At 41.7% G+C, this 25353-nt stretch carries 26 protein-coding genes; 17 read left to right on the top strand and 9 right to left on the bottom strand.

The annotated features are described in order from the left end of the window. Nucleotides 1-121 precede the first annotated feature (121 nt). The 5 genes from BM176_RS20260 to trmB all read right to left on the bottom strand — a co-directional run bounded on the left by BM176_RS20260 (nt 122) and on the right by trmB (nt 1973). Nucleotides 122-352 (bottom strand): 4a-hydroxytetrahydrobiopterin dehydratase, encoded by a 231-nt coding sequence (locus BM176_RS20260; RefSeq protein ID WP_090106164.1) that lies wholly within the window; start codon nt 350-352, stop codon nt 122-124. Between the two features lie 79 nt (nt 353-431). Then, entirely contained in the window at nt 432-875 is a 444-nt protein-coding gene (locus BM176_RS20265; RefSeq protein WP_090106165.1) for an IPExxxVDY family protein, read from the bottom strand. A gap of 118 nt (nt 876-993) precedes the next feature. Beyond that, nucleotides 994-1164 carry an MGMT family protein gene (locus BM176_RS32770; protein WP_218162264.1) on the bottom strand — a complete coding sequence of 57 codons (171 nt, stop codon included), beginning with the start codon at nt 1162-1164 and terminating at the stop codon, nt 994-996. Then, nucleotides 1100-1294: a DUF5522 domain-containing protein gene (locus tag BM176_RS20270; RefSeq protein ID WP_090106166.1), complete on the bottom strand. Its 195-nt coding sequence runs from the start codon at nt 1292-1294 to the stop codon at nt 1100-1102. The genes BM176_RS32770 and BM176_RS20270 overlap by 65 nt, the downstream gene beginning before the upstream one ends. Next, nucleotides 1266-1973 carry a tRNA (guanosine(46)-N7)-methyltransferase TrmB gene (trmB, locus tag BM176_RS20275; protein WP_090106167.1) on the bottom strand — a complete coding sequence of 236 codons (708 nt, stop codon included), beginning with the start codon at nt 1971-1973 and terminating at the stop codon, nt 1266-1268. The genes BM176_RS20270 and trmB overlap by 29 nt, the downstream gene beginning before the upstream one ends. A 714-nt stretch (nt 1974-2687) precedes the next feature. Between trmB and BM176_RS20280 the strand changes: the two genes are divergently transcribed. From BM176_RS20280 to BM176_RS20350, 15 genes are all read left to right on the top strand, one after another. Continuing rightward, nucleotides 2688-3155, top strand: a complete 468-nt coding sequence (locus tag BM176_RS20280; RefSeq protein WP_012788686.1) for an Lrp/AsnC ligand binding domain-containing protein — start codon at nt 2688-2690, stop codon at nt 3153-3155. A gap of 95 nt (nt 3156-3250) precedes the next feature. After that, nucleotides 3251-4177, top strand: a complete 927-nt coding sequence (locus BM176_RS20285; RefSeq protein WP_090106512.1) for a tryptophan 2,3-dioxygenase family protein — start codon at nt 3251-3253, stop codon at nt 4175-4177. A gap of 263 nt (nt 4178-4440) precedes the next feature. Then, entirely contained in the window at nt 4441-5175 is a 735-nt protein-coding gene (locus BM176_RS20290; RefSeq protein WP_090106168.1) for a DUF4290 domain-containing protein, read from the top strand. Then, on the top strand, nt 5172-6479 hold the full coding sequence (gene murA / locus BM176_RS20295) for a UDP-N-acetylglucosamine 1-carboxyvinyltransferase (RefSeq protein WP_090106169.1): 1308 nt from the start codon (nt 5172-5174) through the stop codon (nt 6477-6479). The genes BM176_RS20290 and murA overlap by 4 nt, the downstream gene beginning before the upstream one ends. 79 nt (nt 6480-6558) lie before the next feature. Next, nucleotides 6559-7119, top strand: coding sequence for a guanylate kinase (gmk, locus tag BM176_RS20300; protein ID WP_090106170.1), 561 nt, complete (start codon nt 6559-6561; stop codon nt 7117-7119). An 86-nt stretch (nt 7120-7205) separates the two neighbouring features. Beyond that, entirely contained in the window at nt 7206-8474 is a 1269-nt protein-coding gene (locus BM176_RS20305) for a hemolysin family protein (RefSeq protein WP_090106171.1), read from the top strand. A gap of 665 nt (nt 8475-9139) precedes the next feature. Beyond that, entirely contained in the window at nt 9140-9997 is an 858-nt protein-coding gene (gene tatC, locus BM176_RS20310) for a twin-arginine translocase subunit TatC (protein ID WP_090106172.1), read from the top strand. 26 nt (nt 9998-10023) lie between these two features. Then, nucleotides 10024-10482: a ribose 5-phosphate isomerase B gene (rpiB, locus tag BM176_RS20315; protein ID WP_090106173.1), complete on the top strand. Its 459-nt coding sequence runs from the start codon at nt 10024-10026 to the stop codon at nt 10480-10482. Between the two features lie 642 nt (nt 10483-11124). Beyond that, on the top strand, nt 11125-11625 hold the full coding sequence (locus BM176_RS20320) for an RNA polymerase sigma factor (RefSeq protein ID WP_090106174.1): 501 nt from the start codon (nt 11125-11127) through the stop codon (nt 11623-11625). Nucleotides 11626-11706: 81 nt separating this feature from the next. Then, the gene (locus BM176_RS20325) at nt 11707-14058 is read left to right on the top strand and encodes an ATP-dependent helicase (protein WP_090106175.1); all 2352 of its coding nucleotides are present in this window, start codon (nt 11707-11709) and stop codon (nt 14056-14058) included. A gap of 227 nt (nt 14059-14285) precedes the next feature. Next, entirely contained in the window at nt 14286-14750 is a 465-nt protein-coding gene (locus BM176_RS20330) for a regulatory protein RecX (protein WP_090106176.1), read from the top strand. A 69-nt stretch (nt 14751-14819) separates the two neighbouring features. Further along, a complete protein-coding gene (locus BM176_RS20335) occupies nt 14820-15614 on the top strand; it encodes an amidohydrolase (RefSeq protein WP_090106177.1) in 795 nt (264 codons plus the stop codon). Beyond that, the gene (locus BM176_RS20340; protein WP_090106178.1) at nt 15614-15997 is read left to right on the top strand and encodes an SMU1112c/YaeR family gloxylase I-like metalloprotein; all 384 of its coding nucleotides are present in this window, start codon (nt 15614-15616) and stop codon (nt 15995-15997) included. The genes BM176_RS20335 and BM176_RS20340 overlap by 1 nt, the downstream gene beginning before the upstream one ends. Before the next feature lie 66 nt (nt 15998-16063). Further along, nucleotides 16064-17167, top strand: coding sequence for an N-acetylglucosamine-6-phosphate deacetylase (gene nagA / locus BM176_RS20345; RefSeq protein ID WP_090106179.1), 1104 nt, complete (start codon nt 16064-16066; stop codon nt 17165-17167). Nucleotides 17168-17402: 235 nt separating this feature from the next. Then, nucleotides 17403-19079, top strand: a complete 1677-nt coding sequence (locus BM176_RS20350; RefSeq protein WP_090106180.1) for an ArnT family glycosyltransferase — start codon at nt 17403-17405, stop codon at nt 19077-19079. A 127-nt stretch (nt 19080-19206) separates the two neighbouring features. On the opposite strand, the gene thiL is transcribed toward BM176_RS20350, so the two are convergent. Both thiL and BM176_RS20360 read right to left on the bottom strand, forming a co-directional pair. Next, nucleotides 19207-20250, bottom strand: coding sequence for a thiamine-phosphate kinase (gene thiL / locus BM176_RS20355; RefSeq protein WP_177230466.1), 1044 nt, complete (start codon nt 20248-20250; stop codon nt 19207-19209). A 16-nt stretch (nt 20251-20266) separates the two neighbouring features. Continuing rightward, entirely contained in the window at nt 20267-21040 is a 774-nt protein-coding gene (locus tag BM176_RS20360) for an inositol monophosphatase family protein (protein WP_177230467.1), read from the bottom strand. 165 nt (nt 21041-21205) lie between these two features. Here BM176_RS20360 and BM176_RS20365 point away from each other — a divergent pair, with 165 nt between their 5' ends. Beyond that, nucleotides 21206-22738: a GH3 family acyl-acid amido synthetase gene (locus tag BM176_RS20365; protein ID WP_090106182.1), complete on the top strand. Its 1533-nt coding sequence runs from the start codon at nt 21206-21208 to the stop codon at nt 22736-22738. 104 nt (nt 22739-22842) lie between these two features. Further along, nucleotides 22843-23481 carry a LysE family translocator gene (locus BM176_RS20370; RefSeq protein WP_090106183.1) on the top strand — a complete coding sequence of 213 codons (639 nt, stop codon included), beginning with the start codon at nt 22843-22845 and terminating at the stop codon, nt 23479-23481. 273 nt (nt 23482-23754) lie between these two features. On the opposite strand, the gene BM176_RS20375 is transcribed toward BM176_RS20370, so the two are convergent. Together BM176_RS20375 and BM176_RS20380 are read right to left on the bottom strand one after the other, a co-directional pair. Next, nucleotides 23755-24789, bottom strand: coding sequence for a 2-oxoacid:ferredoxin oxidoreductase subunit beta (locus BM176_RS20375; protein ID WP_090106184.1), 1035 nt, complete (start codon nt 24787-24789; stop codon nt 23755-23757). An 85-nt stretch (nt 24790-24874) separates the two neighbouring features. Continuing rightward, nucleotides 24875-25222: a carboxymuconolactone decarboxylase family protein gene (locus tag BM176_RS20380; RefSeq protein ID WP_090106185.1), complete on the bottom strand. Its 348-nt coding sequence runs from the start codon at nt 25220-25222 to the stop codon at nt 24875-24877. Between the last annotated feature and the right edge of the window lie 131 nt (nt 25223-25353).

Below are 25353 nucleotides of genomic sequence, written 5' to 3' on the forward strand. Positions count from 1 at the left end.
GAAGATTATCAAAATCTGCCCTTAATGTATCTTTTGCCGGTATTGCCCCAAAAATATTGACGGAGTAACAAAACAACAGTAATAGTATGTAGATACGAATCACTGTTTACGAATAAAAATTTTATAACAAACTATCTATTGCCCTTGCCAGTTTATGATCTTTTTCAGTGACCTGATTACCGGCATCATGTGTATTTAAATATATTTCCACCTTATTGTAAACATTTACCCAATAAGGATGATGATCCATTTTTTCTGCCACCATCGCAACTTTAGTCATAAATGCAAATGCGTCTTTAAAATCTATAAACTCAAAAGTGCGTTGTAATTGGTTGTTTTTTTCTTGCCACATAACAAAAGAATTTATACATGAAACAAAAGTTACTGTTCATGAGCGTGATTCGGTGAGGAAGATTGAGCGCGGGCCCACTTTAGAAGATGAGGTTCATCTTATTCTTGATGTCTTTGATATCCAATAAAGATACTAATTGCACCAGCTCTACATGGCGCAATTGATCTATTAATGTTTTTACGTCCTGTTGCTGATAATAGTCCCCTTTTATGAGCCAGAGATAATCTATATTCTTTAATTCCGGAAGCAGAAATTCTGCTTTACAATGATTGTTATAAAAGTAATGTGCTACAGATTTGGTAGGTTCTTCATATTCAAATACACTGAAATAGAAGGCCCTCTGGTGTTTGGACAAATTTATTTCCAGGGAATTATTAACCCGGAAATTATAATGCATATGATTATTTATCTGCCAGCATAGCTGGTAATCACGAGCAGAAGAAACAATGCCTATGAGGAATGTAGACTCAAAGAAATCTTCCAGCAACTGATCCTGATCCAGCTTTAGTTTTAGTACTGACATATATTATCTTATTTTTTGGTGGTCTTACTTCGTGGAATGGCAGGTAGCCAAAGTACGTCTTTAAAATTTAATATTTTATCATCCTTTACATTGATACCTTCCTGTTCCGGTAATTTTCTCACTGTTCATTGCCCAGCCTACCACCCGGGAAGGGCATGATACCGGCAGCTTCTGCAATAGCGCCATATGTGATCACCTTGCCTTTGGGGAGCTGCCTGGCTGCATTACTCTTTTTTGTTTTGCCGGCGGGCAAGGAGTTCTTCTCTTTTGGGTGTTGGTACATTTTCATATGCGTATGGACAATGTTTGCAGCCATTTCCGCAACAATGGCCCCGTTTAAGGTGATAAACTTCTGTCAGTACCACATATCCGTCTTCATTATAATAGAAGTCAATCCCCTCCACCAACGGTTGCTTCATCAGATGGTAATTTTATTGTACGCCAGTCCAGCGGGGTTCCTGGCAGTGCAAATTTAAGAAACCTGATGGTACGTCCGTCTTCCAGGTGCATACCTTCATAATAGGTTTTTATCTGTAGCAGGGGTGGTATTTCAGTGAGTGCATATACATCCGGAATGTTTTCTATCAGCGTACAACCACTAGCCTCGATCACTTCTTTTGTGAATTCATACAGTTCCGGTGAGTCCGTTTTCAGGTTGATAGTTCCTCCAGGTGCCAGTAATGGCTGGTATAATTGCAGAAACTTAGGGTGTGTAAGCCTTTTTTTTGCTTTTGAATTGCGCAGAAAGGGGTCCGGGAAGGTGATCCAGATCTCTGCTATTTCGCCCGGGGCAAAATAATTGTTCAGTTTATCTATCTGTGTACGGAGAAAAGCAGCATTGTTGATTGATTCGTCCAGCGCCGTTTTGGCTCCGCGCCATATACGGTTTCCTTTAAGGTCTACACCAAGAAAGTTTCTTTCAGGGTACCTGCGGGCAAGACCTACAGTATAATCTCCCTTTCCGCAGGCCAGTTCAAGCGTAAGCGGATGGTTGTTTTTAAAGAATGCAGGCCATTGTCCCGGCATGTTTTCCGGGTAGATGAGCACATTCGGGAATGTTTCAATCTCTGCGAATCGTATTAATTTCTTATGTCCCATTGGCGCAAAAGTAAATTATTTCTTTATTTCCTGTGGATGGTGAAAAAAAGCAAAAGTATTCCATTATAGCTCTGGAAACCTTTAAAACGGAAAAAATGAATCCGTGGAAAGTCTTTGCCATGTTCAGATACAGAGAGATAAAGCATATATAAAGCATATGTGAAGCATATATAAAGCATAAATAAACCATACTTATAGAGATATGCAATGTATATGCTTCATATACACTTTAGCTATACTTTTCACGTACAACATAGCATTTACCAGAGAGTATCAGTACTCTGAACAGATCATTAAACAGTAAAAAAAGAGGGAGAATAGGAGGGATTGAAAAGATATATAAACAAAACAGCCTGTAAGTTATTAACTTACAGGCTGTTCATTAAGCTGTAGGGGAAGGAGTCGAACCTTCACGAGGCAGTTAGCCGTAGCACAAATAAGATTAGTGGTCAACCCATTATGCTATGTTTATCCTGAACTCCCCACCCTCGAGACAAGAGGGCATGTCTGCCAGTTCCATCACCCCACAATTTTAAAGAACATGTTATTCAGTGCCGTTTCCTTTAGATAAAAGCGCCTTTTGAACAACTATTATGATGCAAATCTAAAGACATAACTATTTTTTTGCAAATTTTTCAAGAAAAATTTTTGAAATTTCGAAATTTTTCAAATATTTGCATGTAGTTTTAATACATTCAAAAACAAATTGTAAAAATGAGCCACAATTTGAATATTGACAAACTAGATTTGCAGATCATCAGTGAAATGATGCATAATGCAGAAATCTCCTACGCTGACCTCGGGAAGAAACTTTTCGTTTCCGGTGGTACGATCCACGTTAGAATGAAGAAGCTACAAGAGCTGGGTATCGTTAAAGGTACAAAATTACATGTAGATCTGAAAATGATCGGCTATGATGTAATTGCCTTTATTGGTATTTATCTCGAAAAGAGCTCTATGTACGATACGGTGGCTAAAGAACTGCGTAAAATTCCGGAAATGGTCCGGCTTAACTATACCACGGGCAGCTACAGTATGTTTGCCGAGATTATTTGTAAAGATATAACCCAGTTAAGGAGGATCCTGCATGATGAGTTGCAGAAAATAAAAGGTATTGAAAGAACCGAAACCCTGATTTCCCTGGAAGAAAGTTTCTACAGAACTATTAATGTTGTAGAATAAGGATTACAGGTTACCCATCTTTTACCTGCTGTTGGCATTCCCGGTTTTTTCTCAAACCAGGAATGCCGGAAGTAGACAATTCATTAATTTACTGCATGGTTACAACTGAAATTGCCGAGAAAATTAAGCGGCTGGAAGAAAAGTATGCCGCTATGGGTCAGGATATGTCATCCTACCTGGACGGACTTATCTACGCTGATTTCCTTACCTACTGGGATTATATCCAACTGGATGTATTATTAAATCTGCAACATCCCCGTACGCCTATTCCCGATGAGAACATCTTTATCATTTATCACCAGATCACAGAACTCTACTTTAAGCTCACTTTACAGGCTATTGACCAGATCTGTTCTGCTCCCGAACTAACTGCCACCATCTTTAAAACGCAGATCAGGCGAATCAATAATTATTTCCGCAACCTGATCAATTCTTTTGAGATCATGGTAGATGGGATGGATAAAGATCAGTTCCTGCAATTCCGGATGGCTTTATTACCGGCCAGTGGGTTTCAGAGCGGACAATTCCGTAAAATAGAGATCTGCTCTACCCAATTGGTGAATCTGGTATATGAATCACAGCGGGAAGCACTGAAGGGTTCCGAAACAGGTACAATACTTGAAAACATCTACTGGCGCAGCGGAGCTACCGAACTGGCAACAGGAAAGAAAACACTTACCCTCCGGCAGTTTGAACAGAAGTATATGGACGAATTCCTGTTACTTGCTACCCGTTACAAACCCTGCAATATGCAGTTGCGCTACAAACAGCTGCCGGCAGCAGAGCAGGAAGAACTGATTCCTTTACTGAAAGAGTATGATCTGAATATCAATGTGAGATGGCCGTTAATGCATTATAAGTCTGCCGTGAGATACCTGAACAGGAAACCTGAAGATATTGCGGCTACCGGTGGTACCAACTGGCAGCAATACCTTCCTCCAAAGCATAAACGGATTGTGTTCTTCCCTGAAATCTGGACGGAAGAAGAAATGAGTAACTGGGGCAAAATGGCTTTTGAGTAAGGCCGGAAAGGATTTTAGGTAAAGTATTGTAAATAAGGCTGGGAAAGGCTATAAAGTTTTGTGAAAACTCCTTTTGGGGATGCTTAACTATTTATATAATTAAACTATTTTTCATAAGTTTGCATGGAACGGTTGCTTTCACATATTAAGATTAACTTACCCTAGATACAATAGATGTTCTTCTTTAGCTGTTTTGCTTTGTGAATGCGCGAGCATGACTTACCTTTCAAAATTACATTAATACTATTTTTTTAAATTGCGATATGGAATACAATACCACCCGTAACCATCTGATCATGAAGGAGTATGGAAGAAATATCCAGAAGATGATCGAATATGTGCTGACTATAGAGGATAGAGATGTTCGTCAGGGTCATGCAATGTCACTGATAGAACTGATGGGTACGCTGAATCCTCACCTGCGCAATGTGGAGGACTTCAGACATAAACTATGGGATCACCTTTTTTTAGTATCCGACTTTAAACTGGATGTGGATTCCCCTTATCCTATTCCTACAGCTGAAACATTAAGAGCTAAGCCGGATAAGCTGCCTTATCCTAAGAAATATCCACGTAACCGTCACTTTGGCAAGAACCTGGAAATGGTGATAGACAAAGCGATCAGTGAGCAGAATCCTGAGAAAAAAGAAGGGTTTACCCAGTGCGTAGGTAATTACATGAAGCTGGCTTATAGCAACTGGCACAAGGAAAGTGTACATGACGATGCTATCAAAACAGAACTGAGTTCTATTACAAACGGACAACTGGAATTTCACCCTGTCTATAATCCTCACGCTAAAAGTCTCGCGGTAGAAGTACCTGGTCCTAACTTCAATACAAACAGTGAGTACCAGCGCCTTACCGGTGCAGCAAGCAGCAGCACTCCCAAACGCAAAAGCTTCCAGCAGAATAAATTCAAGAGCAATAGCGGCAAGAGTAACAGCAATAAGCACAGCAGTAACAATAACAACAAATACAATAAAAACAGGAACAAGTGAGTAGTGCTTTTGAAGTAAGAGGAGGCAACCGCCTTAAGGGAGAAATTGTGCCCCAGGGAGCCAAAAACGAAGCTTTACAGATTGTTAGTGCTGTTTTACTAACCCCGGAAAAGGTGACTATCAGTAATATTCCGGATATTCTGGATGTAAACCTGCTGATAGAACTGCTGGGAGATATGGGTGTTAAGATAAAGAGGATCAGCCGGGATATCTGTGAGTTCCAGGCAGATGAGATTGATCTTCCTTATATTGAAAGTGCTGACTTTAAAAAGAAATCAGGTCGTTTAAGAGGATCTGTAATGATAGCCGGACCATTACTGGCGCGCTTTGGAAAAGCATATATCCCAAAGCCCGGTGGTGATAAAATCGGCCGTCGCAGGCTGGATACCCACATTATCGGTTTTGAGAAACTGGGTGTACAGTTTGTATATGATACTGACGATAACTACTTCCGGCTGGAAACAAAAGGACTGAAAGGAGCATATATGCTGCTGGATGAACCATCTGTTACCGGCACTGCCAATATAGTAATGGCAGCTGTAATGGCGGAAGGTATTACTACAATATACAATGCCGCCTGTGAGCCTTACCTGCAACAGTTGTGTAAGATGCTCAACAGTATGGGGGCAAAGATCAATGGAGTAGGTTCTAACCTGTTGACCATTGAAGGAGTTAGTTCTTTAAAAGGATGCAGTCATACTATGTTGCCTGATATGATCGAAATAGGATCTTTCATCGGGCTGGCAGCAATGACGCAGAGCGAAATCACCATCAAGAATGCTGGTGTGGAGCATCTGGGTATTATACCTGAGAAATTCCGTCAGCTGGGAATTCAGCTGGAAATCAAAGGGAATGATATTTATATTCCTTCTCAGGATTTCTACGAAATTCAGACCTTCCTGGATGGTTCTATCTTAACTATTTCGGATCATCCGTGGCCGGGCTTTACACCCGATCTGCTCAGTATTGTACTGGTAGTGGCCACGCAGGCAAGAGGCAGTGTGATGATCCATCAGAAAATGTTTGAAAGCCGCTTATTCTTTGTGGACAAGCTGATTGATATGGGCGCACAGATCGTTTTGTGCGATCCGCACCGTGCAGTTGTGATAGGTATGGGGCGTCAGCATTCTTTACGTGGTATTACCATGTCTTCTCCGGATATACGTGCAGGTGTATCATTGCTGATAGCAGCGCTGAGTGCAGAAGGGAAGAGCACTATCCAGAATATTGAACAGATAGACCGCGGTTATCAGTATATCGACGAACGGTTGAGGAAACTGGGAGCCGATATTAAAAGAATATAGTTTAATAGCCGCAGGCTACGGACTGCAGAAGTAATGTTTAAGTGATTCTTCCGGTTTGTAGCCTGCAACTATTTACAGTATGAACAAGATTATTATTATTACAGCACCATCCGGAGCAGGTAAAACTACTATTGTTAAAAAGTTGCTGGCAGAGATGCCGCAACTCGCTTTTTCTATTTCTGCCACTACACGGATTGCAAGAGATACGGAGGTAGACGGGCAGGATTATTACTTTCTTACACAAGAAGATTTTCACCAGAAAATAGATAATAACGCTTTTGCCGAATACGAAATGGTATACGCCCATAAGTATTACGGAACCCTGAAAACTGAATTACAACGTATCTGGGATAATAACCAGGTACCAATGGTTGATATTGACGTAAAAGGCGCATTGTCCATCAAGGAGAAATATCACGATGCCGCATTGGCCATTTTCATAGCCCCCCCCACTTTAGATACATTACGTGTACGCCTCAGCGAACGTGGAACAGAAACACAGGCCTCTCTTGAAGAACGTTTGGGGAAAGCCCGTTACGAACTGTCTTTTTCCCATGAATTTGACGAAATCGTAGTAAACGACGAACTTGAAAGGGCATACGTGGAGGTAAAAGCGCTTGTGCAGGCGTTTCTGAAGTAACATATAGTGGTTCGGACCAATCTTTGCATAAGGTTGGCGGAACTTATTGTGTGGATTTGAAATTCCTTTACTTTTGTCATTTATTTATGGATACTTATACACTCGTTATCCTTGCTATACTTGTATTGCTGGCAGGTTTTTTTGCCGGTCTTGAAACGGCATTTGCTAATGTCAATAAGTTAAGCATTGAACTAAAAAAGAAACAGGGCCGTGCTACAGGTAAAATTCTGGCCAGTTTCAATGATAACCCCTCCCGCTTTCTGGCTACCAGTCTGTTAGGACTTACAATCGTAATAGTAATATATGGGATTCTGTTTGTAGGCTTTTTTCAGCCCATGTGGGATAGAGTACTGTCTCCGCAGGAAAACATCTATTATCAGCCTGTATTGTTGTTTATGGAGGTATTACTGGCAACAGTGATCATCCTTTCTTTCGGATTTTTCATTCCCCGTGCTATTTTCCGCTCACGGCCGGAAGCGTTGCTAAGCTTTTTTGCTTTGCCGGTTTCCGTTATTTCCAAGCCGTTGTTTGTAGTAGGGAGTTTACTGGTATCAGTATCTGAATGGATCCTGAAATATCTGTTTAATGTAAGGATCATAGAAAGTGCCACCACTTTCCCAAGAGTGGATGTGGAACATTTTATACGGCAGTCGCAACAACATGTAACCGAAAACCAGGAGTTAAATACGGAGCTTTTTGAGAACGCTTTATCGCTTGCTCATGTAAAGATCAGGGGATGTCTGATTCCGAGAAGGGAAATAGAAGCACTGGAAATCCAGAGCCCTATTTCAATGGCACAGACTAAGTTCATGGAAACAAAATTGTCCAAGATCATCATATATGAAAATACAATAGATAATATTCTTGGATATATTCATCAGCTGGATATGTTTAAGAGTCCGGCAGATATACAGGTTATTTTACATCCAATCCTGGTAGTGCCAGAAACAATGAGTGCAATAGACCTGCTCAGTAAGTTTAACAAGGAAAGAAAGAGTATTGCCTGGGTAGTGGATGAATTTGGAGGAACAGCGGGTATTGTAACTATAGAAGATGTGTTGGAGGAGATTTTTGGGGAGATTAAAGATGAACATGATGTAGAAGAGTTTGTAGAGAAGCAGATAGCAGAGAAGGAATATATCTTTTCTGGAAGGTTGGAGCTGGATTATTTGAATGAGAAGTATGGATTTGATTTCCCTGAAGATGAAAGTGAAACATTATCCGGGTATATTATTAATCATCATGAAACGATTCCCCGGTTAAAAGAGCGTATTATTATCGATGATTACGAGTTTGATGTGCTGAATGTAACAGAAACGAGAATCGAAATGGTGAAGCTGAAAGTGCTTAGTTAGGGAAAATCAGAGAATTTAACGTTTTAATCATGAGAAGTCAGCATTTTTATTTGCTTAAATCTCAATTGTTTAGGAGAACTTACTAATTCTTGTAAAAGAAAAGAAATCAATTGTTGATATTGTTAAGTTTTTTTTAATATATTTGCAGTGTTGAAAAGCATCCGACTGCTAAAACGATTTAAAAAAAAGTAGTAGGGAATTAACACGAATTTTATACATTTGCTATAGTTATTGTAACACAATGGTTTGATTTTTGTTAAAAGGATGTAAAAAAAATTGTTACAACATTGATAATAACATAATTCTTTCTATTTTTGTGGTAGAAAATTAAAAGTAACCAGAAACACGAACTATTTTGAAAGCTTGCCATCAATCGGATAGCTAGTGAATCTGGAAACAAAGACATTCTCGAATTCAACTTTTTTGGGGTTAACAAACAATGGATGAAAGGCCGGCTCTTGATTCTTCTCGGGCTGGCTCTTTTTTTTACCTCTCTCGCAGCTAAATCGTTTAATACCCCCAAATCTTCCCACTTCCTCCTAGCACATCTAACCTTTAAATTCCATTAAACTTTGCACTAATCCGGTTATACACTGTAATTTATTGTATGCTTCCGCTATATTTGTGCTCCTTATAATGAATTAAACTCAGCCCGACTAACAGATATGTTCAAGAAACTTTTTGCAAATAACGGAGAGAAAGCGGAGATGTCTTTCTTTGACCACCTGGAAGACCTGCGCTGGCATATTGTTCGCTCGTTTGTCGCTATTATAGTGGTTAGTATTTTTGGATTTATATATACAAAGGAAATACTGGATAACGTAATATTCGGGCCTACCAATGCCACATTCCCTTCTTATATTTTATTGTGTAAAATCAGTCACCTGGTGGGTATGGGTGATAAACTCTGTATTACACCGGTTCCCATCATTTTTCAGAACCATTTGCTGGTAGGGCAGGTGATGTTACAGTTTAAGCTGGCCTTCATTATCGGAATAGTGGTAGCATTCCCATACATTTTCTGGGAATTCTGGAGCTTTATCAAGCCTGCATTGAAAGAAAGAGAATTAAGAGGTGCACGTGGCGTAATCTTCTGGGTTTCTTTCCAGTTCTTTCTGGGTATTGCATTCAGCTATTTCCTGATGGCTCCTTTTACCATCAACTTCCTGGCAGGATATACTATTACGGATAAAGCCGTTAACCAGTTCTTCATTGATGATTATTTCGGGTTAATGTCGCAGATAGTGCTGGGTATGGGTATATTGTTCGAATTGCCTATCCTGATATTTTTTCTCACAAAGATTGGATTTATCACACCCGCGTTCCTGCGCACTTACCGTCGTCATGCCATTGTGGTAATACTGGTTTTAGCTGCTGTTATCACTCCTCCTGATGTTGTAGATCAATTGATTGTATTTACTCCGTTATATTTGCTGTATGAAATCAGCATTTATGTATCCAAGAGGGCACTGAAAGGTATGGAGGATAAAGAGAATGAGCCGGAAGTAGAAGAGTGGTCCTGATAATTTCACGTTTTTAAATTAATGTTATGTCACAAGTATCATTTAATCTTACGCTGCCGGTGGCCATTGGTTCCGATCATGCAGGGTTCGAATATAAAGAAGAGATCATATCCTACCTGGAAGGGAAAGGACTGAAAGTAAAAGATGTAGGGGCACATTCAAAAGACTCTGCCGACTATCCTGATTTTGCTCATCCTGTGGCAACACTGGTAGAAAGAGAACAGGCTGCTTTTGGGATCCTGGTATGCGGAAGTGGAAACGGGGTAGCTATTACAGCAAATAAACACCAGGGAATACGTGCAGCTATCTGCTGGGGTGAAGAACTGGCCAGACTGGCGCGCTCACATAACAATGCAAATGTATTGTGTGTACCCGCCCGTTTTGTAGATGACAACGTTACCAAACAGATGGTGGATGTATTCATAGATACTCCTTTTGAAGGAGGACGTCATGAAAGCAGAGTCAGAAAGATAGCCTGTTTATAAAAAAGTAACTTAATATAATGAAAAGCTGATTGTTGGAATATCTCTGACAATCAGCTTTTTAGTTTAAGTCTCACCCCTAGCTTTTTTTGGTGGATACAATCTGTTTTGCTAAATTGTGTTAAGAGTCATTAAGTTGGATATGTTTCTTTGTCTGTGAATTGAGTGTTTAAGTACCTGATGTTTTGTAGCAAAAAAAACACCATATAACAATCTATCAAAAATCATCGTTGAATTATTGATCAGATACTTAAGCGAATTACAAAGGTTTTAGTTATTACCCCGGTCATTTCATTGAGTAACCAAAAAATTCAACCACAATGGAAATACTTTCTACAACTGTATGTAGGCAAGTTCAAAAGTCAAATAATGCTTTAAGAAATCTTCGCCTGTTATTTCAAAGTAAAGTGAATAAAGTAACGTGACATTTATTGCATGTGTATTCGTATACGAGAGTTTTTAGCCCGTACTGATAGTGGCTGCTGAATATGTGATGAATTCTATTTGCATACCCTTTTTGAATGTTCATAACACCCTGAAATATGATTGTCACGTCATTTATTCTGTCAATTGATTGTTTCCCTTAAAGATTGGTTTATCAGCTGAAGTAATAGACTTTTTTCAGATGCTTAAACTTTGTTCGTTATGTCATCCACAGAATTCAATACACTATTACTGGGAAACGTTGATTTCCTGAGGCCGTATGCAGTTACGCTTACAAAGGACTCCGAATCAGCAAAGGATTTATACCAGGAAACACTTTTCCGTGCATTGGCCAACCGGGATAAATACCTGGCTGGAACTAATATCCGGGCATGGTTATATACCATCATGCGTAATATCTTTATCAACAATTACCGGCGTGGTAACCGACAGTTCCGCCTGCTGGATAATTCTGCGGGGGAATTCCTGTTACACCAACAGCAACCAGTTATTGGCAATGGTGCGGAAACAAATCTGCGCATCAAGGATGTACATATGGCAGTATATAATCTGCCTGTTATTTTCAAGCAGCCTTTTATGCTTTATTTTGAAGGATATAAATACTTCGAAATAGCTGCCATGTTGAACGAGCCACTGGGTACGGTTAAGAGTCGTATCCACTTTGCACGTAAGATGTTGAAATCCCGGATTGCCAGATATTGACCGATCTTTTGTATTTTTACGCCTTCCCAATTTAGTTTTATCCATCAGTTCCTGATGGAGGTAAGGAATTTAATTATAATAATGAAGGCAAATTATTTAGATGAATTGAATGAGCGGCAACGCCAGGCGGTAGAGCATATTAACGGACCGCTGATGATCGTAGCTGGTGCCGGTTCCGGTAAAACCAAAGTGCTGACTACAAGAATTGCACACTTGTTACGTAATGGAGTGGATGCTTTTAATATTCTGTCTCTTACTTTTACCAATAAGGCTGCCCGTGAAATGAAAGAACGTGTGGAGAAGATTCTCGGTGGCTCCGAAGCCCGTAACCTCTACATAGGTACCTTTCACTCTGTCTTTGCCCGCCTGCTCAGAGCAGAAGCTCATCGCCTCGGTTACCCGAACGATTTTACCATTTATGATTCGGATGATGCCAAGAGCGTTTTGAGAACAATCATCAATGAACAGAATCTCGACGATAAACATTATAAACCCAACCTGGTATATAACCGCATTTCTGCTGCCAAAAACAGCCTCATGGGGCCGGAAGAATATCAGGTGGACTATGGTGTACAACAGGAAGATATGCGTGCCAACAGACCTATGGTAGGTAAGCTGTACGACATGTATGCCAAACGCTGTTTTAAAAACGGTGCGATGGATTTTGACGACCTGTTGTTCAAAATGTACGTACTGCTGAAAACTTTTCCGGAAGTACTGCATAAATACCAGCATAAGTTCAAATACATTATGATCGATGAGTACCAGGATACCAATCCTGCACAGTACGAGATCATCAAATTACTTGGTGCTGCCCATGAAAATATCTGCGTGGTGGGCGATGATGCACAGAGTATCTATTCCTTCCGCGGGGCTACCATCGAAAACATTCTGCAGTTTGAAAAAGACTATGATGATGCTAAGGTGGTAAAGCTGGAACAAAACTACAGAAGTACAAAGTCTATCCTGAATGTTGCCAATGAAGTGATCGGCAATAACAAAGGCCAGATTGAGAAAAATCTGTGGACAGATAACAGCGAAGGCGAAAAGATCAAACTCGTGCGCACCATGACGGATAACGAGGAAGGGAAATTTGTGGCAGAAACCATTGCGGAACAACGCCTGCGTAATCACTATGCTAACCGTGACTTCGCAATCCTTTACCGTACAAATGCACAGAGCCGCTCATTTGAAGAAAGCCTGCGCAGAAAAGCTATTCCTTACCGCATTTTTGGTGGTACATCTTTCTACCAACGTAAAGAAATCAAAGACTTTGTAGCTTATCTGCGTATCACAATGAATACACAGGATGAAGAAAGTCTGAAACGTATTATCAATTATCCCGTACGTGGTATTGGTAAAACTACAGTAGAGAAAGTAACTGTACTGAGCAATGATCACAACATCACATTCTGGCAGGTATTGGAAAGAGCACAGGAGTTCGGCTTTAAAGCTGGTACCCTGGAAGCGATAGAGAGTTTTGTGATGATGATCCGCAGTTTCCATGCAATGCTGGGTAAGCATAATGCTTACGATATTGCTGTACAGGTAGGTAAATCTACCAACCTGGTAAAGGAATTATTCAATGATAAAACAACAGAAGGGCTGGCCCGGTATGAAAATATCCAGGAACTGCTCAACTCTATAAAGGAATTTACGGAAACACCTACTGAAGATGGCGAGCTGGTGGAGAAAACACTGGGCACCTACCTGCAACAGATTACCCTGCTCACAGATGCTGATAAGGGAAATAATGAAGACAGCGATGTGGTATGTTTGATGACCATTCACGCTGCAAAAGGACTGGAGTTCCCGGTGGTATTCACCGTCGGGCTGGAAGAAAGCCTGTTCCCCAGCGGAATGTCTATCAATACCAGGGAAGAACTGGAAGAGGAACGCCGCTTGTTTTATGTAGCCATCACCCGTGCCAAAGCACGCTTATGGTTAACATATGCCAACAGTCGTTACCGCTTCGGACAGTTGGTAAATAATGAATCCAGCCGTTTCCTGGAAGAAATGCCGGAGAAATTTGTTGACCGCAGTTATGCCGGTGGTGGTTCTGTACGTAACTCTCCCGGCGGTGGTGCCTGGGGTAATGGCAATAGTGGCGGTGGAACCGGTAACATGTTTGACCGCATGCAGAAAAAAACGCCTACCCCACAACCCTTGGCAGGAACTGCCCGCCCAACACCGAAGCCGGCAGCAGGAGCAGGCCCCGCCAGTACCCATGTACCTTCGGCAGGTTTTACACCAGATGATCCTGCCCTCATGGAAGCCGGTATGCAGGTAGAACACCAGAAATTCGGCTTTGGTACTATCATGCAAATGGAAGGAGCTCCCAATAACCGTATTGCTACCGTTGTGTTTCCTAAAGGTGGCGGGGAGAAAAAGATCATGCTGAATTATGCACGATTAATGATTGTTAAAAAATAGGGTCCTTATAGATTGCGAATGATCATAAATACACTGTGTCTGCCTGTTTAGATTCTTAATTGAGCTTTGGGATAAGATTTTAGATTAGATCTTTATTAAGCTTTACCTAAGTATCATGGCAAACAAGGTGTATTTATTGATCATTTGCAATCGTACTTTATCACACCTTTTGAGTTCTTCATTTAACTTTTAGCCAGCTCCAGTCCAATAATAATGAAGGGATTTTTATGAGTAATTCTTCTGCCATACAAAAATTACAACATTACTGTGCCTACCAGGAACGCTGCCATAGTGAAGTGAAATATAAATGCCTGGAACTGGGATTGCGTGGTGAAGAAGTAGATGAGGCTATTGCGGAACTGGTATCTGAGAATTTCCTGAATGAAGAACGTTTTGCGAGAGCTTTTGCAGGTGGTAAGTTCCGTTCCAAACAATGGGGACGTAAAAAGATCCTGGCAGAATTAAAGCAGCGGCAGGTATCTTCCTACTGTATTAAGAAAGGGATGGAAGAAATTGATGAAGACGCATATGATCAGACATTGACCACACTGGCAGAGAAAAAATACGAGACTCTGAGAGGGGAAGAACCCTTTAAGAGGAAATATAAAGTAGTGCAGTACCTGTTGCAAAAAGGGTATGAACATGAGTTTGCACAGCCAATAGTTGAACAAATCGCAAAAGACGCATCATAATTTTAAAAGTTTCTAACCCAAGTCGTCGTAAATTTATGGGCTTTCTTTTTTATTAATCGATAGATATTTATGTCAGATCTTAAGGTTACACTCATCCAGGCCAACTTGCACTGGGAAGACATCGCGGCAAATCTGCGTATGTTCGACGAGAAGATAGATGCTATTTCTGAACGTACTGAAATAGTGGTACTCCCGGAAATGTTTAGCACAGGATTCAGTATGCAACCTGAAAAACTGGCAGAAACAATGGACGGTAGTGCTGTACAGTGGATGAAGAAGAAGGCCGCCCAGAAGAATATTATCATCACAGGCAGCCTGATCATTGAAGAAAACGGAGAATATCTAAACCGTTTGATCTGGATGCAGCCAAACGGAGTTGCAGGAACCTATGATAAACGACATCTTTTTGCTTATGCAGGTGAACATGACCATTACCATGCAGGTGATCGCCGTTTGATAGCTCAGGTGAAGGGTTGGAAAATATGCCTTACCATTTGTTACGACCTGCGTTTCCCGGTATGGTCACGTAATGTGATTGTTCCCGAAACAGGTGCCCCTGCTTATGATCTCCTGATTAATGTGGCCAACTGGCCGGAAAGGCGTAGTACTGCCTGGAAAACACTGATACAGGCCCGTGCTATTGAAAATCAGTGTTACACGATCGGTGTGAACAGGGTAGGGAATGATGGTAATGAGATTTACCATAGCGGAGATAGCAGCCTGATAGATCCGATGGGTGAAATCCTTTACCGCAAAGGACATGACGAAGATATTTTTACTACTACATTAGACCGCGCAAAACTGGATGAGATCAGGAAGAATATTCCTTTCCTGAAGGACGCTGATAAATTCCAGGTATTTTGATGCTGAAGCAAATTCATCATATTGCTATCATCTGCTCAGATTACGAGCGTAGCAAGTTATTTTATACAAGGGTACTGGGGCTGGAAATTGTCAGAGAGGTTTACCGCTTAGAGCGGCAGTCTTATAAACTGGACCTGTCGCTTAACGGGCAATATATCATTGAACTCTTCTCGTTTCCAGATCCGCCACCACGATCCAGTGGTCCTGAAGCCCGGGGATTGCGGCATCTTGCCTTTTCGGTCACAGATATTGAACAGGCCGTGGCAAAACTGCATACCCACTCAGTAATTACTGAACCCATACGTATTGATCCTCATACAGGTAAGAGATTCACCTTTTTTACGGATCCGGATGGATTACCGCTGGAATTATATGAACTGTAAAGACTAGTCCTGAGCGGATAAAGGCCAGGACTTTATCATTTGTTACTCATCACAAAAACATTGTCAATGCTCAAGGCCTGGACAAATGCCACAATCTTTACCGGAAAAACCATATTGCATGCACATGCTGTACTAACAGAGAACGGCCTGATAACATCCGTAGTACCTGTTGCGGAAGTGCCTGCTCATGCCGTGATTACTGATTTGAAGGGGGCTACCCTGGCGCCCGCTTTAATAGATCTGCAGATTTATGGAGGTAACGGCGGACTGTTTCCATTGCATCCCAATGTAGCTACACTGGAAGCCATATATGCTTATTGTAAAGCAGGGGGGGCGGCATTCTTTATGCCTACTATTCCTACCATGTCTTTTGATGTAATGTTACAATCTATAGAGGCGGTAAAGCAATACTGGGCACAGGGTGGAGAAGGCGTGCTGGGACTACATCTTGAAGGTCCTTTTATGAATCCTGAAAAGAAAGGGGCACATTTAACGCAGTATATCAAATCACCCACAAAGGAAGATATCGACTGGTTACTGGAACATGGCAGAGGTATTATCAAAATGATGACACTGGCACCTGAATGTTGCGATCCGGAATTAGTGAAAATGTTACAGGATGCTGGCATCCTTATTTCTGCGGGACATAGCAACGGCACTTACGAACAATCTTACCAGGCATTTGAGAATGGGATCACTACCTGCACACACCTGTTCAATGCAATGTCTCAGTTGCAAAGCAGGGCTCCCGGTTTTGTAGGGGCCATTTATGATCATCCGGAAATAAATTCCAGTATAGTCGTAGATGGTATTCATGTTGATTTTAATGCGGTACGGATAAGTAAAAAAATAATGGGCTCCCGCTTATTCCTGATCACCGATGCCGTGGCAGAAGGAAAAACAGGCGATTATATTTATGTGGAGGAAGAAGACCGTTATGTGAATGCACAGGGAATACTGGCAGGTTCCCGCCTCACTATGCTGCAGGCTGTGAGGAACTGCATTACAAAAGTAGGGATAGATCCCGAAGAAGCACTCCGTATGGGAGCCACATACCCTGCCCGTGTAGCCGGTTTGGGTAAGGAACTGGGATATATTGAACCCGGTTACCGCGCCAGTATGATTGTGCTGGATGAGCAGTGGCAGCTAAAACAACTGATAAATGAATAGACGGTAATTCCTTACAGATTGATCATCTTTTAATAGCCGTTTACAAAAAGGAGAATCCTATAGCGAAGGGAAGTCCTTCTTTTTATAGCCACAAAAATGTTTACAAACAGATGAATCCTGTATTGGCAGGCAACATCTTAATCAGCTGATAACCTATTATATAGCAATACCGGGCATACGATTCTGTTGCATAATTTTTTATTGGGTTATATTAGCAGTTTCAACCGGTAATTTCATGGATCTAGTACGCTATTTCACTAAACACCAATATAAACGTCTTTTCCTGCTGGCCTGGTTAATTCTGGGACTGGCCCAGGCTTATTTTACCGAGCTGATGGATGATGAGTCGTATTACTGGGTATACTCCCAACATCTGGACTGGGGATACTTTGATCATCCGCCCATGGTGGCATTGCTGATAAAGATAGGATATGCCCTTTTTCATAATGAACTGGGTGTTCGTGTATGCATGGTGATCCTGAACCTGTTCACACTGATTATTACAGATAAACTGATTGCACGCCGGGATAACAGGGTCTTTTACCTGTTATTATGTACAATGGGTGCTATGCAGGTAGGTGGGATGCTGGCTGTGCCAGATGTGCCTTTGATATTTTTTGCGGCCCTGTATTTCTTAGTCTACCGTTCTTTCCTGGAGCAGCAGAGCTGGAAGAATACTTTCCTGCTGGCACTTAGTATGGCTCTGATGTTCTACAGTAAATATCATGGTATTTTACTGGTAGGTTTTACAGTGATCTCTAACCTGAACCTGTTACGGGTATTTAAGTTTTATATAGCTGTTGCCATCACAACTATCTTATTCTTCCCACATCTTTACTGGCAGTATGCGCATGGATTTCCGTCGCTGCAATATCACCTGGTAGAGCGGAATGCAGCATCTTATGATATTAGTTATACAACGGATTATGTTGCCGGGCAGCTATTGCTCTTCGGTCCGCTGGCGGGATGGCTGATTCTCTATTATGCTTTTGTATGCCCCATACAGAGTGCTTTTGAACGGAGTTTGAAAGTTTCTCTTATTGGTGTGCTGGTCTTTTTCCTGCTCAGTACTTACAAGGGAAGGGTAGAGGCCAACTGGACAGTAATGCTCTTTACACCAGTACTGGTACTGGCACATCAGTCCATCTTCCGGAAGAGAAGAGCTCTCACATTGCTGAAGTGGATGGCTCCTATTACTTTACTGATTGTCATTATTGCAAGAGTATACTTAGTATGGGATTTTGCTCCGGGAGTAGAGATCCGTCCTGAAATTCATAATAACAGGGAATGGGCTACGGCCTTGCAGCAGAAAGCCGTAAATAAACCAGTGGTATTTCTCAACAGCTACCAGCTTCCCTCCAAGTATATGTTTTATAGTAATGGCGGGCTTTCTTATAGTGTTAACAGCCGTTATTCAAGACGTAATCAATATAATTACTGGAATACAGAAAAGCAGCTATGGGGTAAACCGGTGATGATTGCGGTGGAGCATGGAAACAATTTCCCGGTAACAGACAGTGTTCGCACACCTAAAGGGATGTGGGATTACTTTATACAAGATCCTTATTACTCTTATTCCCTGATTCAGTTAATACCTGCGCTGAAGAATGTTAAAACAAAAACTGGTGCACACATGAACTTTATCCTGCAGTTGAAGAACGGCTATGGACAACAAGTACCGGTAGATACTGCACAACAACCAGTGTTGGGTTATGGATTTACGGATAAAGATGAGCAATTGTCTCCAGTGAAGTCAGATCTGGTTCTCAGTAAAGCAATTGACCGTCGTATTATCAGAATGGAAGTAGTGATGCCGGATAAACCAGGTACTTATCAATTGAAGTTCTGTGTATTTGCTGGAGTATTACCACCAACGCATAATAGCCAGGCGGTGAAAGTAGTAGTGGAATAAAAATAATTTATAAAAAGAGAAGCCTTAAAAGTCCCGGTAAGGGCTTTTAAGGCTTCTCTTTTTATTTAAGGTTTTGTAAACAAAGCTCAGAGGTTTTGTAATCCCGGAACTTTTGAGAGTATTGTTATTATTGCTCAAAGGCGTTCCAGCCCTGGGCCACTATTTTATATTTATTGCCGCCTTTGGTAATGATGTGGGCGCCTTCACTGATATCTGCCATGTAACCTATTACACTGATCTGTTCTGAAAGTACTATTTTGTCGTAGTCTTCCTGTTTCATGGTAAAGAGCAGTTCATAATCTTCGCCTCCGCTTAAAGCACAAGCCGTAGGGTCCATGCTGAATTTAAGAGCGGCTTCCTTTGTTTCTCCGGCAATAGGAATTTTCTCTTCATATAATACACAGCCCAGGTTGCTCTGTTTACAGATATGCAGTATTTCTGAGCTGAGGCCGTCGCTGATATCCATCATAGCGGTGGGATGGATTTCCTGTTTCTGCAGGAATTCAATGATATCCTTGCGGGCTTCTGGTTTCAGCTGCCGGCCTATTACATAGGTCTGGTTTTCCAGATCGGGCTGCAACTGAGGACTTTCCAGATAAATCTGTTTTTCTCTTTCCAGCAGGGTGAGGCCCAGGAAGGCAGCTCCAAGATCGCCGGAAACACATAACAGGTCACCTTTCTGAGCGGTAGAACGTTTTACAAACTTGTCCGGTGCGACTTCTCCCAGCGCAGTTACGCTAATTACAAAACCTTTCTTGGAGGATGTGGTATCTCCGCCAATCAGGTCTACCCCATATTTTTCACAGGCAGCATACACTCCTTCGTAGAATTCGCTGAGCGCCTCTACGGAAAAGCGGTTGCTGAAAGCAATGCTCATTGTGATCTGGGTAGGAGTGGCATTCATGGAATAAATATCAGACAGGTTTACTACCACCGATTTATAACCCAGGTGTTTCAGAGGGGTATACATCAGGTCGAAGTGGATGCCTTCTACCAGCATATCTGTGGAGATGACTGTCTGTCTGCCAAAATGATCTATCACAGCAGCATCATCGCCAACGCCAAGGATGGTGCTTGCTTGCTGGATTTCTATATTTTTTGTAAGTAGTTCTATAAGGCCAAATTCTCCCAGGGAGTTGATCTCAGTTCTTTCCTCATTTATCTCATTCATGTGTATGCTTATTATATCAGAATTTTCCATTTACTACATCTACCAGAGGGGTGTGTATGATACCATTTGTGGCGATCAGTGTTTTCTGGTAGGGTGAATATCGTTGTCCTTTAAAGTCGGTTACTTTTCCTCCGGCCTCTTCAACTATAATGAATCCGGCAGCGGCATCCCAGGCATTAAGGCTGTGTTCGTAAAATCCATCAAAACGTCCGCAGGCTACCCAGCAAAGGTCTATCGCAGCAGAGCCCAGGCGGCGTACGGGTTGTCCCTTTTTGATAAAGTATTCAAAGATCCGGATGGGGTTATTGGCAGAATCTTCCCACTGATATGGGAAGCCTGTCACCAGGCAGGCGCTGGCCAGTTCTGGTTTTTGAGATACCTGGATTCTTTTATCGTTGAGTGTGGCACCTTTTCCTTTTTCTGCAAAGAAGAATTCATTCATGAAAGGGTTGTATACAGCCCCCATAATGATTTCCCCATCCTGTTCTACTCCTATGGACACACAGCAAATGGGTATGCCATGTGCAAAATTAACTGTACCATCCAGTGGATCTATGATCCATTTGATGTTTGAATCTGTCACAATCTCGCCGGACTCTTCACTTAAAATAAAGTGTTGGGGGAAGTTTTCCCTTATCACACTGAAAATGGCAGTCTCGGCCTGTTTATCTGCTTCCGTTACCAGGTCATTAATGGTGCTTTTACTGCTGATCTGAAAAGCGCCATTGAAGTATTGTTGTAATATCTTACCACCTGCATAAGTAGCCTTGAGTAGGGTTGCCTTTAACATTTGGCAAAGGTACGCGGGAATTTTTTTTCTGCCCATATCGTTTTTAGTAATATGTTTGCAGGGAGATTTCCATCCGGGACAAAGGAAACCTTACATTTCTGGCCGCCGCAATCCAAAATTCGGCGTATTTTTGCAGTTCATATCATAAAATGAGAAGGTAAATTAATGGCCATTTTAGGTAATCTTATATCGAGGTCGCTACGCATCAGGAAGAAATTCACATTCAAGTTAGGTACGCCTCGTCAATACCAGCTTCAGGTATTACATCGTCTGCTTGCTAAAGCAAAAGATACGCAGTTTGGTCAACATTACAACTTCCAGGAAATACTAGATAGCCCAAGTGTGATGGCTCAGTATAAGGCCACGGTTCCCGTGCATAATTATAACAAAATGCATGGAGAGTGGTGGTACAAAGCCCTGGAAGGACAAGCGAATGTTAGCTGGCCGGAAAAGATCAAATATTTTGCACTAAGCTCTGGTACCTCCGAATCTGCCAGTAAGCATATACCGGTTACCCGGGATATGCTACGTACAGTGAAAAAGGTGGGGATCAAGCAGCTTTACTCAATGGCAAATTTTGATGTGCCGCCTAAATCTTTTACAAAAGGTATCCTCATGTTAGGGGGTACTACTGCTTTATATGAGAAGGGCGACTATTATGAGGGAGATATGAGTGGCATACAGGCCAAAAATATTCCCCGTTGGTTCAGGCGGTTTTATAAACCCGGTGGAAACATTTCCCGGAAACCAGACTGGGAACAGCGCATCAAACTGATTGTACGTAAGGCACCCCAGTGGGACGTGGGTACCGTATGTGGCGTACCTGCCTGGGTACAAATTGTATTGGCAGAGATCATCAAATACCACGGGGTAAAAGATATTCATGAAATATGGCCTAACCTGGCTGTATACATTCACGGGGGTGTTTCTTTCGAACCCTACCGCGATAGTTTCAAGAAATTGCTGGGTAAGCCCATCAATTTTATCGAAACCTATATGGCATCAGAAGGGTCTTTCGGTTTCCAGGCAAGGCCGGGTGTAAGAGGTATCAAACTGGTGTTGAATGCCGGCATCTTCTTTGAATTCATTCCTTTTAATGAGGAAAATTTCGATACTGAGGGTGAAGTGAAGCCTAATCCTAAATCTTACATGATCCATGAGGTGGTGGAAGATGTGGAATATGCGGTGATGTTATCTACCTGTGCAGGAGCCTGGCGTTACCTGATTGGAGATGTGGTGAAGTTTACATCTGTGAAAGAGCATGAGATCGTGATTGTAGGACGTACCAAACAGTTCCTGAGCTTATGCGGGGAGCACATGAGTATCGATAACATGAACACGGCCATTGATATGGTGCAGAAGAAGCTGGGTATTACTATCCGTGAGTTTACTGTAGCCGGGTTCTCTTATCAGGGTCTGTTTGCTCATCGCTGGTACATTGGTACAGATAATGTGAATGTAGACAGTAAACTTGTGCGTGAGATTATAGATCAGGCTTTATGTGAAGTAAACGATGACTATGCTGTTGAGAGAACCGCGGCGTTGAAGGAAGTATTTGTTGAAGTGCTGCCTAACGAAGTGTTTATCGATTATTTGCGTGGTCAGGGGAAAGAGGGCGCAATGAATAAATTTCCAAGGGTGATGAAGGGGGAGAAGCTGAAAGACTGGGAAAAATTCCTGAGCGTAAAGTCAGTTTAAGAGGTCTTTAACGATTTTAATATAAAAGAGGGGTAACTTCAGTAATTAAGTTACCCTTTGTTTTTGGATGGTTGTCTGTGGACAATACTGGAATTTAGTATCGCATGATATCAGCAATCTTAGCGGGTCTCGGGTTAGGATTATTCCTTTCTGTATCAGTTGGCCCTGTCATCTTCGCCATTATAAAATATAGCATTAATAACGGATTTAAAGCCGGTATCAGTTTCGCGCTGGGTGTATCTTTCAGTGATATCATGTTTGTAATGACTGGTATCCTGGCCACTTCTTTTATTACAGGACTTGAAGAATACAAGGAATATATTGGTATAGGTGGCGGTGGATTACTGATTGGAATGGGGCTTTATGGTCTCTTATTTAAGAAAGTAAAAATCAGTACCGGTGATGAGCGGCCGGAAATGTTCCGTACGCATGATTACCTGAAAATCTGGCTGGGAGGTTTTCTGATGAACACCTTAAACCCGGGTGTAATTCTTTTCTGGCTTGGCTTATCTGTAGCAAACAGTGCTACTCCTATGGGGCACCGGATCATTACTTATACCGTTGGCCTTATTTGGGTACTCTCAACTGATGTGCTTAAAGTATTTGTAGCCGACAGAATCCGTCATAAACTAACTTTAAAAACGGTCGTATGGCTGAACCGCGTAGCCGGGGCCAGTATGATATTGTTTGGTGTGATCTTATTATATAAAGTGCTGTTTGATGTTGGGAATATGGGACATTAAACATGTGGTATGATTTGAAATACAGAACATCCGCAAACGAAACTTCTTTGTAAGGCAAACTTTTGAATAGAAACTTGACATTCAAGAGGCCATCCTCAAACGAAACTTTTTATAAAAAGAACCGGAGGATAGATATTTAAAATTCAAGAGATCATCCTCAAAACTTCTTTGTAAAGCAAACCGCAGAATATCAATAATACAATCTTCTTATAAAGCAAAACGCTGAGTCCTATTACAGGCTCAGCGTTTTGCTTTATAAGAAGATTGTATTTACTATTTGATAGTCCATGTTTCTCTGCCAGCCAGCAGTTTGTCCAGGTTACCCGGACCTTTCTGTGCAGTCGCTTCTGCTACCTGGAAGTTCAACTGATCTTCATAGGTAGGGCGGAATGCCTGGTAGAATACACCGAACGGACGGGGCAGATGACCTTCAATACGAGGATCATCAAACAGACGGGTAAGTAACTGTGCTTTGTAGAAGTCGTTCTCATCATGGATCCAGAGATCATCAGCACTGTATTCTCCACCTAATTCAACTACCACAGGTCTTAAGCCATCCAGGCGAATACCTTTGTTCTTCTGAGTACCGAAAATTAGCGGCTGACCCTGCTCTACAAAGATGGCCTGTTCAGGTTTGCTACCTTTTTCCGTGAATACTTCAAAAGCACCATCATTAAAGATGTTACAGTTCTGATATATTTCAAGGAAGGAAGCTCCTTTATGTGCATGACTGCGTTTCAGCAGTTCCTGCAGGTGTTTGGGATCGCGGTCCATACTGCGGGCAATAAAGGTAGCGTCTGCACCGAGGGCAAGGGCCAGCGGATTAAACGGATGATCTATACTACCAAATGGAGTGGACTTGGTCACTTTATTCTGTTCCGACGTAGGAGAGTACTGTCCTTTTGTTAAACCATAGATCTGGTTATTGAACAGCATGATGTTAAGATCAAAGTTACGGCGCAGCAGGTGGATGGTATGGTTACCTCCAATTGACAGCCCGTCACCATCACCGGTCACTACCCATACGCTCAGTTCAGGCCGGGTGGCTTTGAGTCCGGAAGCAATAGCGGTAGCACGGCCATGGATGGAGTGCATACCATATGTGTTCATATAGTAAGGGAAACGTGAAGAACAACCTATACCTGATACTATCACAATATTTTCCTTGGGAATGCCCAGTCCGGGCATGATAGTTTGTACCTGTTTTAAGATAGAATAATCTCCGCACCCCGGGCACCAGCGTACTTCCTGGTCTGTCGCAAAATCCTTCGCTGTTAGCGTTTGCGGAGTTATAGTTGTTGTGGACATTTGTTTATTTTATAATAAATAAGTTATAATCGGAATGCAAAGTTACGAAATTGTATGGTGTTGGTAGTTACGCAATCGGGAATACTTATGCCTGTTGCTGTAATGCCTCCCAATATTCAGCTGCTCTTCTTGTATGGGGAATAACGATAGTTCCACCAACAATGTTAGCTACAGCAAAGATCTCATACATTTCTTCGGTATTGATACCCTGTTCATGACATTTACCCAGGTGGTATTTGATACAATCATCGCAACGTAATACCATTGAGGATACTAATCCTAACATTTCCTTTACTTTAGTACTTAATGCACCTTCTGCATAAGTATTTGTATCCAGGTTGAATAGCCGGTTAATTACCTTATTCTGCTGGCCCAGGATTACCTCATTCATTTTAGCCCGGTAATCATTAAATGCTTTTATCTCATCTGCCATTTTACTGTGTTTTACGCCCCTTAAAGCTATGAAACCCTTTGCAAATATAAATCAATCTACCCGTTAGGTAGACTATACATTAGTGTTATATAGAAGCTGGCTTATTAATGTGTTGATTATTATATGATTAG

The sequence above is a fragment of the Chitinophaga sp. CF118 genome, assembly GCF_900112615.1.
Classification (GTDB): domain Bacteria; phylum Bacteroidota; class Bacteroidia; order Chitinophagales; family Chitinophagaceae; genus Chitinophaga.

Bases quoted from the DNA above. Each gene is read 5' to 3' on its own strand.
- BM176_RS20325 (WP_090106175.1), top strand. From the start codon at position 11,707: ATGAAGGCAAATTATTTAGATGAATTGAATGAGCGGCAACGCCAGGCG.
- BM176_RS20285 (WP_090106512.1), top strand. From the start codon at position 3,251: ATGGTTACAACTGAAATTGCCGAGAAAATTAAGCGGCTGGAAGAAAAG.
- trmB (WP_090106167.1), bottom strand. From the start codon at position 1,973: ATGGGACATAAGAAATTAATACGATTCGCAGAGATTGAAACATTCCCG.
- BM176_RS20335 (WP_090106177.1), top strand. From the start codon at position 14,820: ATGTCAGATCTTAAGGTTACACTCATCCAGGCCAACTTGCACTGGGAA.
- gmk (WP_090106170.1), top strand. From the start codon at position 6,559: ATGAACAAGATTATTATTATTACAGCACCATCCGGAGCAGGTAAAACT.
- rpiB (WP_090106173.1), top strand. From the start codon at position 10,024: ATGTCACAAGTATCATTTAATCTTACGCTGCCGGTGGCCATTGGTTCC.
- BM176_RS20375 (WP_090106184.1), bottom strand. From the start codon at position 24,789: ATGTCCACAACAACTATAACTCCGCAAACGCTAACAGCGAAGGATTTT.
- BM176_RS20330 (WP_090106176.1), top strand. From the start codon at position 14,286: ATGAGTAATTCTTCTGCCATACAAAAATTACAACATTACTGTGCCTAC.
- BM176_RS20370 (WP_090106183.1), top strand. From the start codon at position 22,843: ATGATATCAGCAATCTTAGCGGGTCTCGGGTTAGGATTATTCCTTTCT.
- BM176_RS20305 (WP_090106171.1), top strand. From the start codon at position 7,206: ATGGATACTTATACACTCGTTATCCTTGCTATACTTGTATTGCTGGCA.
- BM176_RS20380 (WP_090106185.1), bottom strand. From the start codon at position 25,222: ATGGCAGATGAGATAAAAGCATTTAATGATTACCGGGCTAAAATGAAT.
- nagA (WP_090106179.1), top strand. From the start codon at position 16,064: ATGCTCAAGGCCTGGACAAATGCCACAATCTTTACCGGAAAAACCATA.
- BM176_RS32770 (WP_218162264.1), bottom strand. From the start codon at position 1,164: ATGAAAATGTACCAACACCCAAAAGAGAAGAACTCCTTGCCCGCCGGC.
- BM176_RS20360 (WP_177230467.1), bottom strand. From the start codon at position 21,040: ATGTTAAAGGCAACCCTACTCAAGGCTACTTATGCAGGTGGTAAGATA.
- BM176_RS20320 (WP_090106174.1), top strand. From the start codon at position 11,125: ATGTCATCCACAGAATTCAATACACTATTACTGGGAAACGTTGATTTC.
- BM176_RS20340 (WP_090106178.1), top strand. From the start codon at position 15,614: ATGCTGAAGCAAATTCATCATATTGCTATCATCTGCTCAGATTACGAG.
- BM176_RS20290 (WP_090106168.1), top strand. From the start codon at position 4,441: ATGGAATACAATACCACCCGTAACCATCTGATCATGAAGGAGTATGGA.
- BM176_RS20365 (WP_090106182.1), top strand. From the start codon at position 21,206: ATGGCCATTTTAGGTAATCTTATATCGAGGTCGCTACGCATCAGGAAG.
- BM176_RS20280 (WP_012788686.1), top strand. From the start codon at position 2,688: ATGAGCCACAATTTGAATATTGACAAACTAGATTTGCAGATCATCAGT.
- BM176_RS20270 (WP_090106166.1), bottom strand. From the start codon at position 1,294: ATGAAGCAACCGTTGGTGGAGGGGATTGACTTCTATTATAATGAAGAC.
- BM176_RS20350 (WP_090106180.1), top strand. From the start codon at position 17,403: ATGGATCTAGTACGCTATTTCACTAAACACCAATATAAACGTCTTTTC.
- BM176_RS20260 (WP_090106164.1), bottom strand. From the start codon at position 352: ATGTGGCAAGAAAAAAACAACCAATTACAACGCACTTTTGAGTTTATA.
- tatC (WP_090106172.1), top strand. From the start codon at position 9,140: ATGTTCAAGAAACTTTTTGCAAATAACGGAGAGAAAGCGGAGATGTCT.
- thiL (WP_177230466.1), bottom strand. From the start codon at position 20,250: ATGAATGAGATAAATGAGGAAAGAACTGAGATCAACTCCCTGGGAGAA.
- BM176_RS20265 (WP_090106165.1), bottom strand. From the start codon at position 875: ATGTCAGTACTAAAACTAAAGCTGGATCAGGATCAGTTGCTGGAAGAT.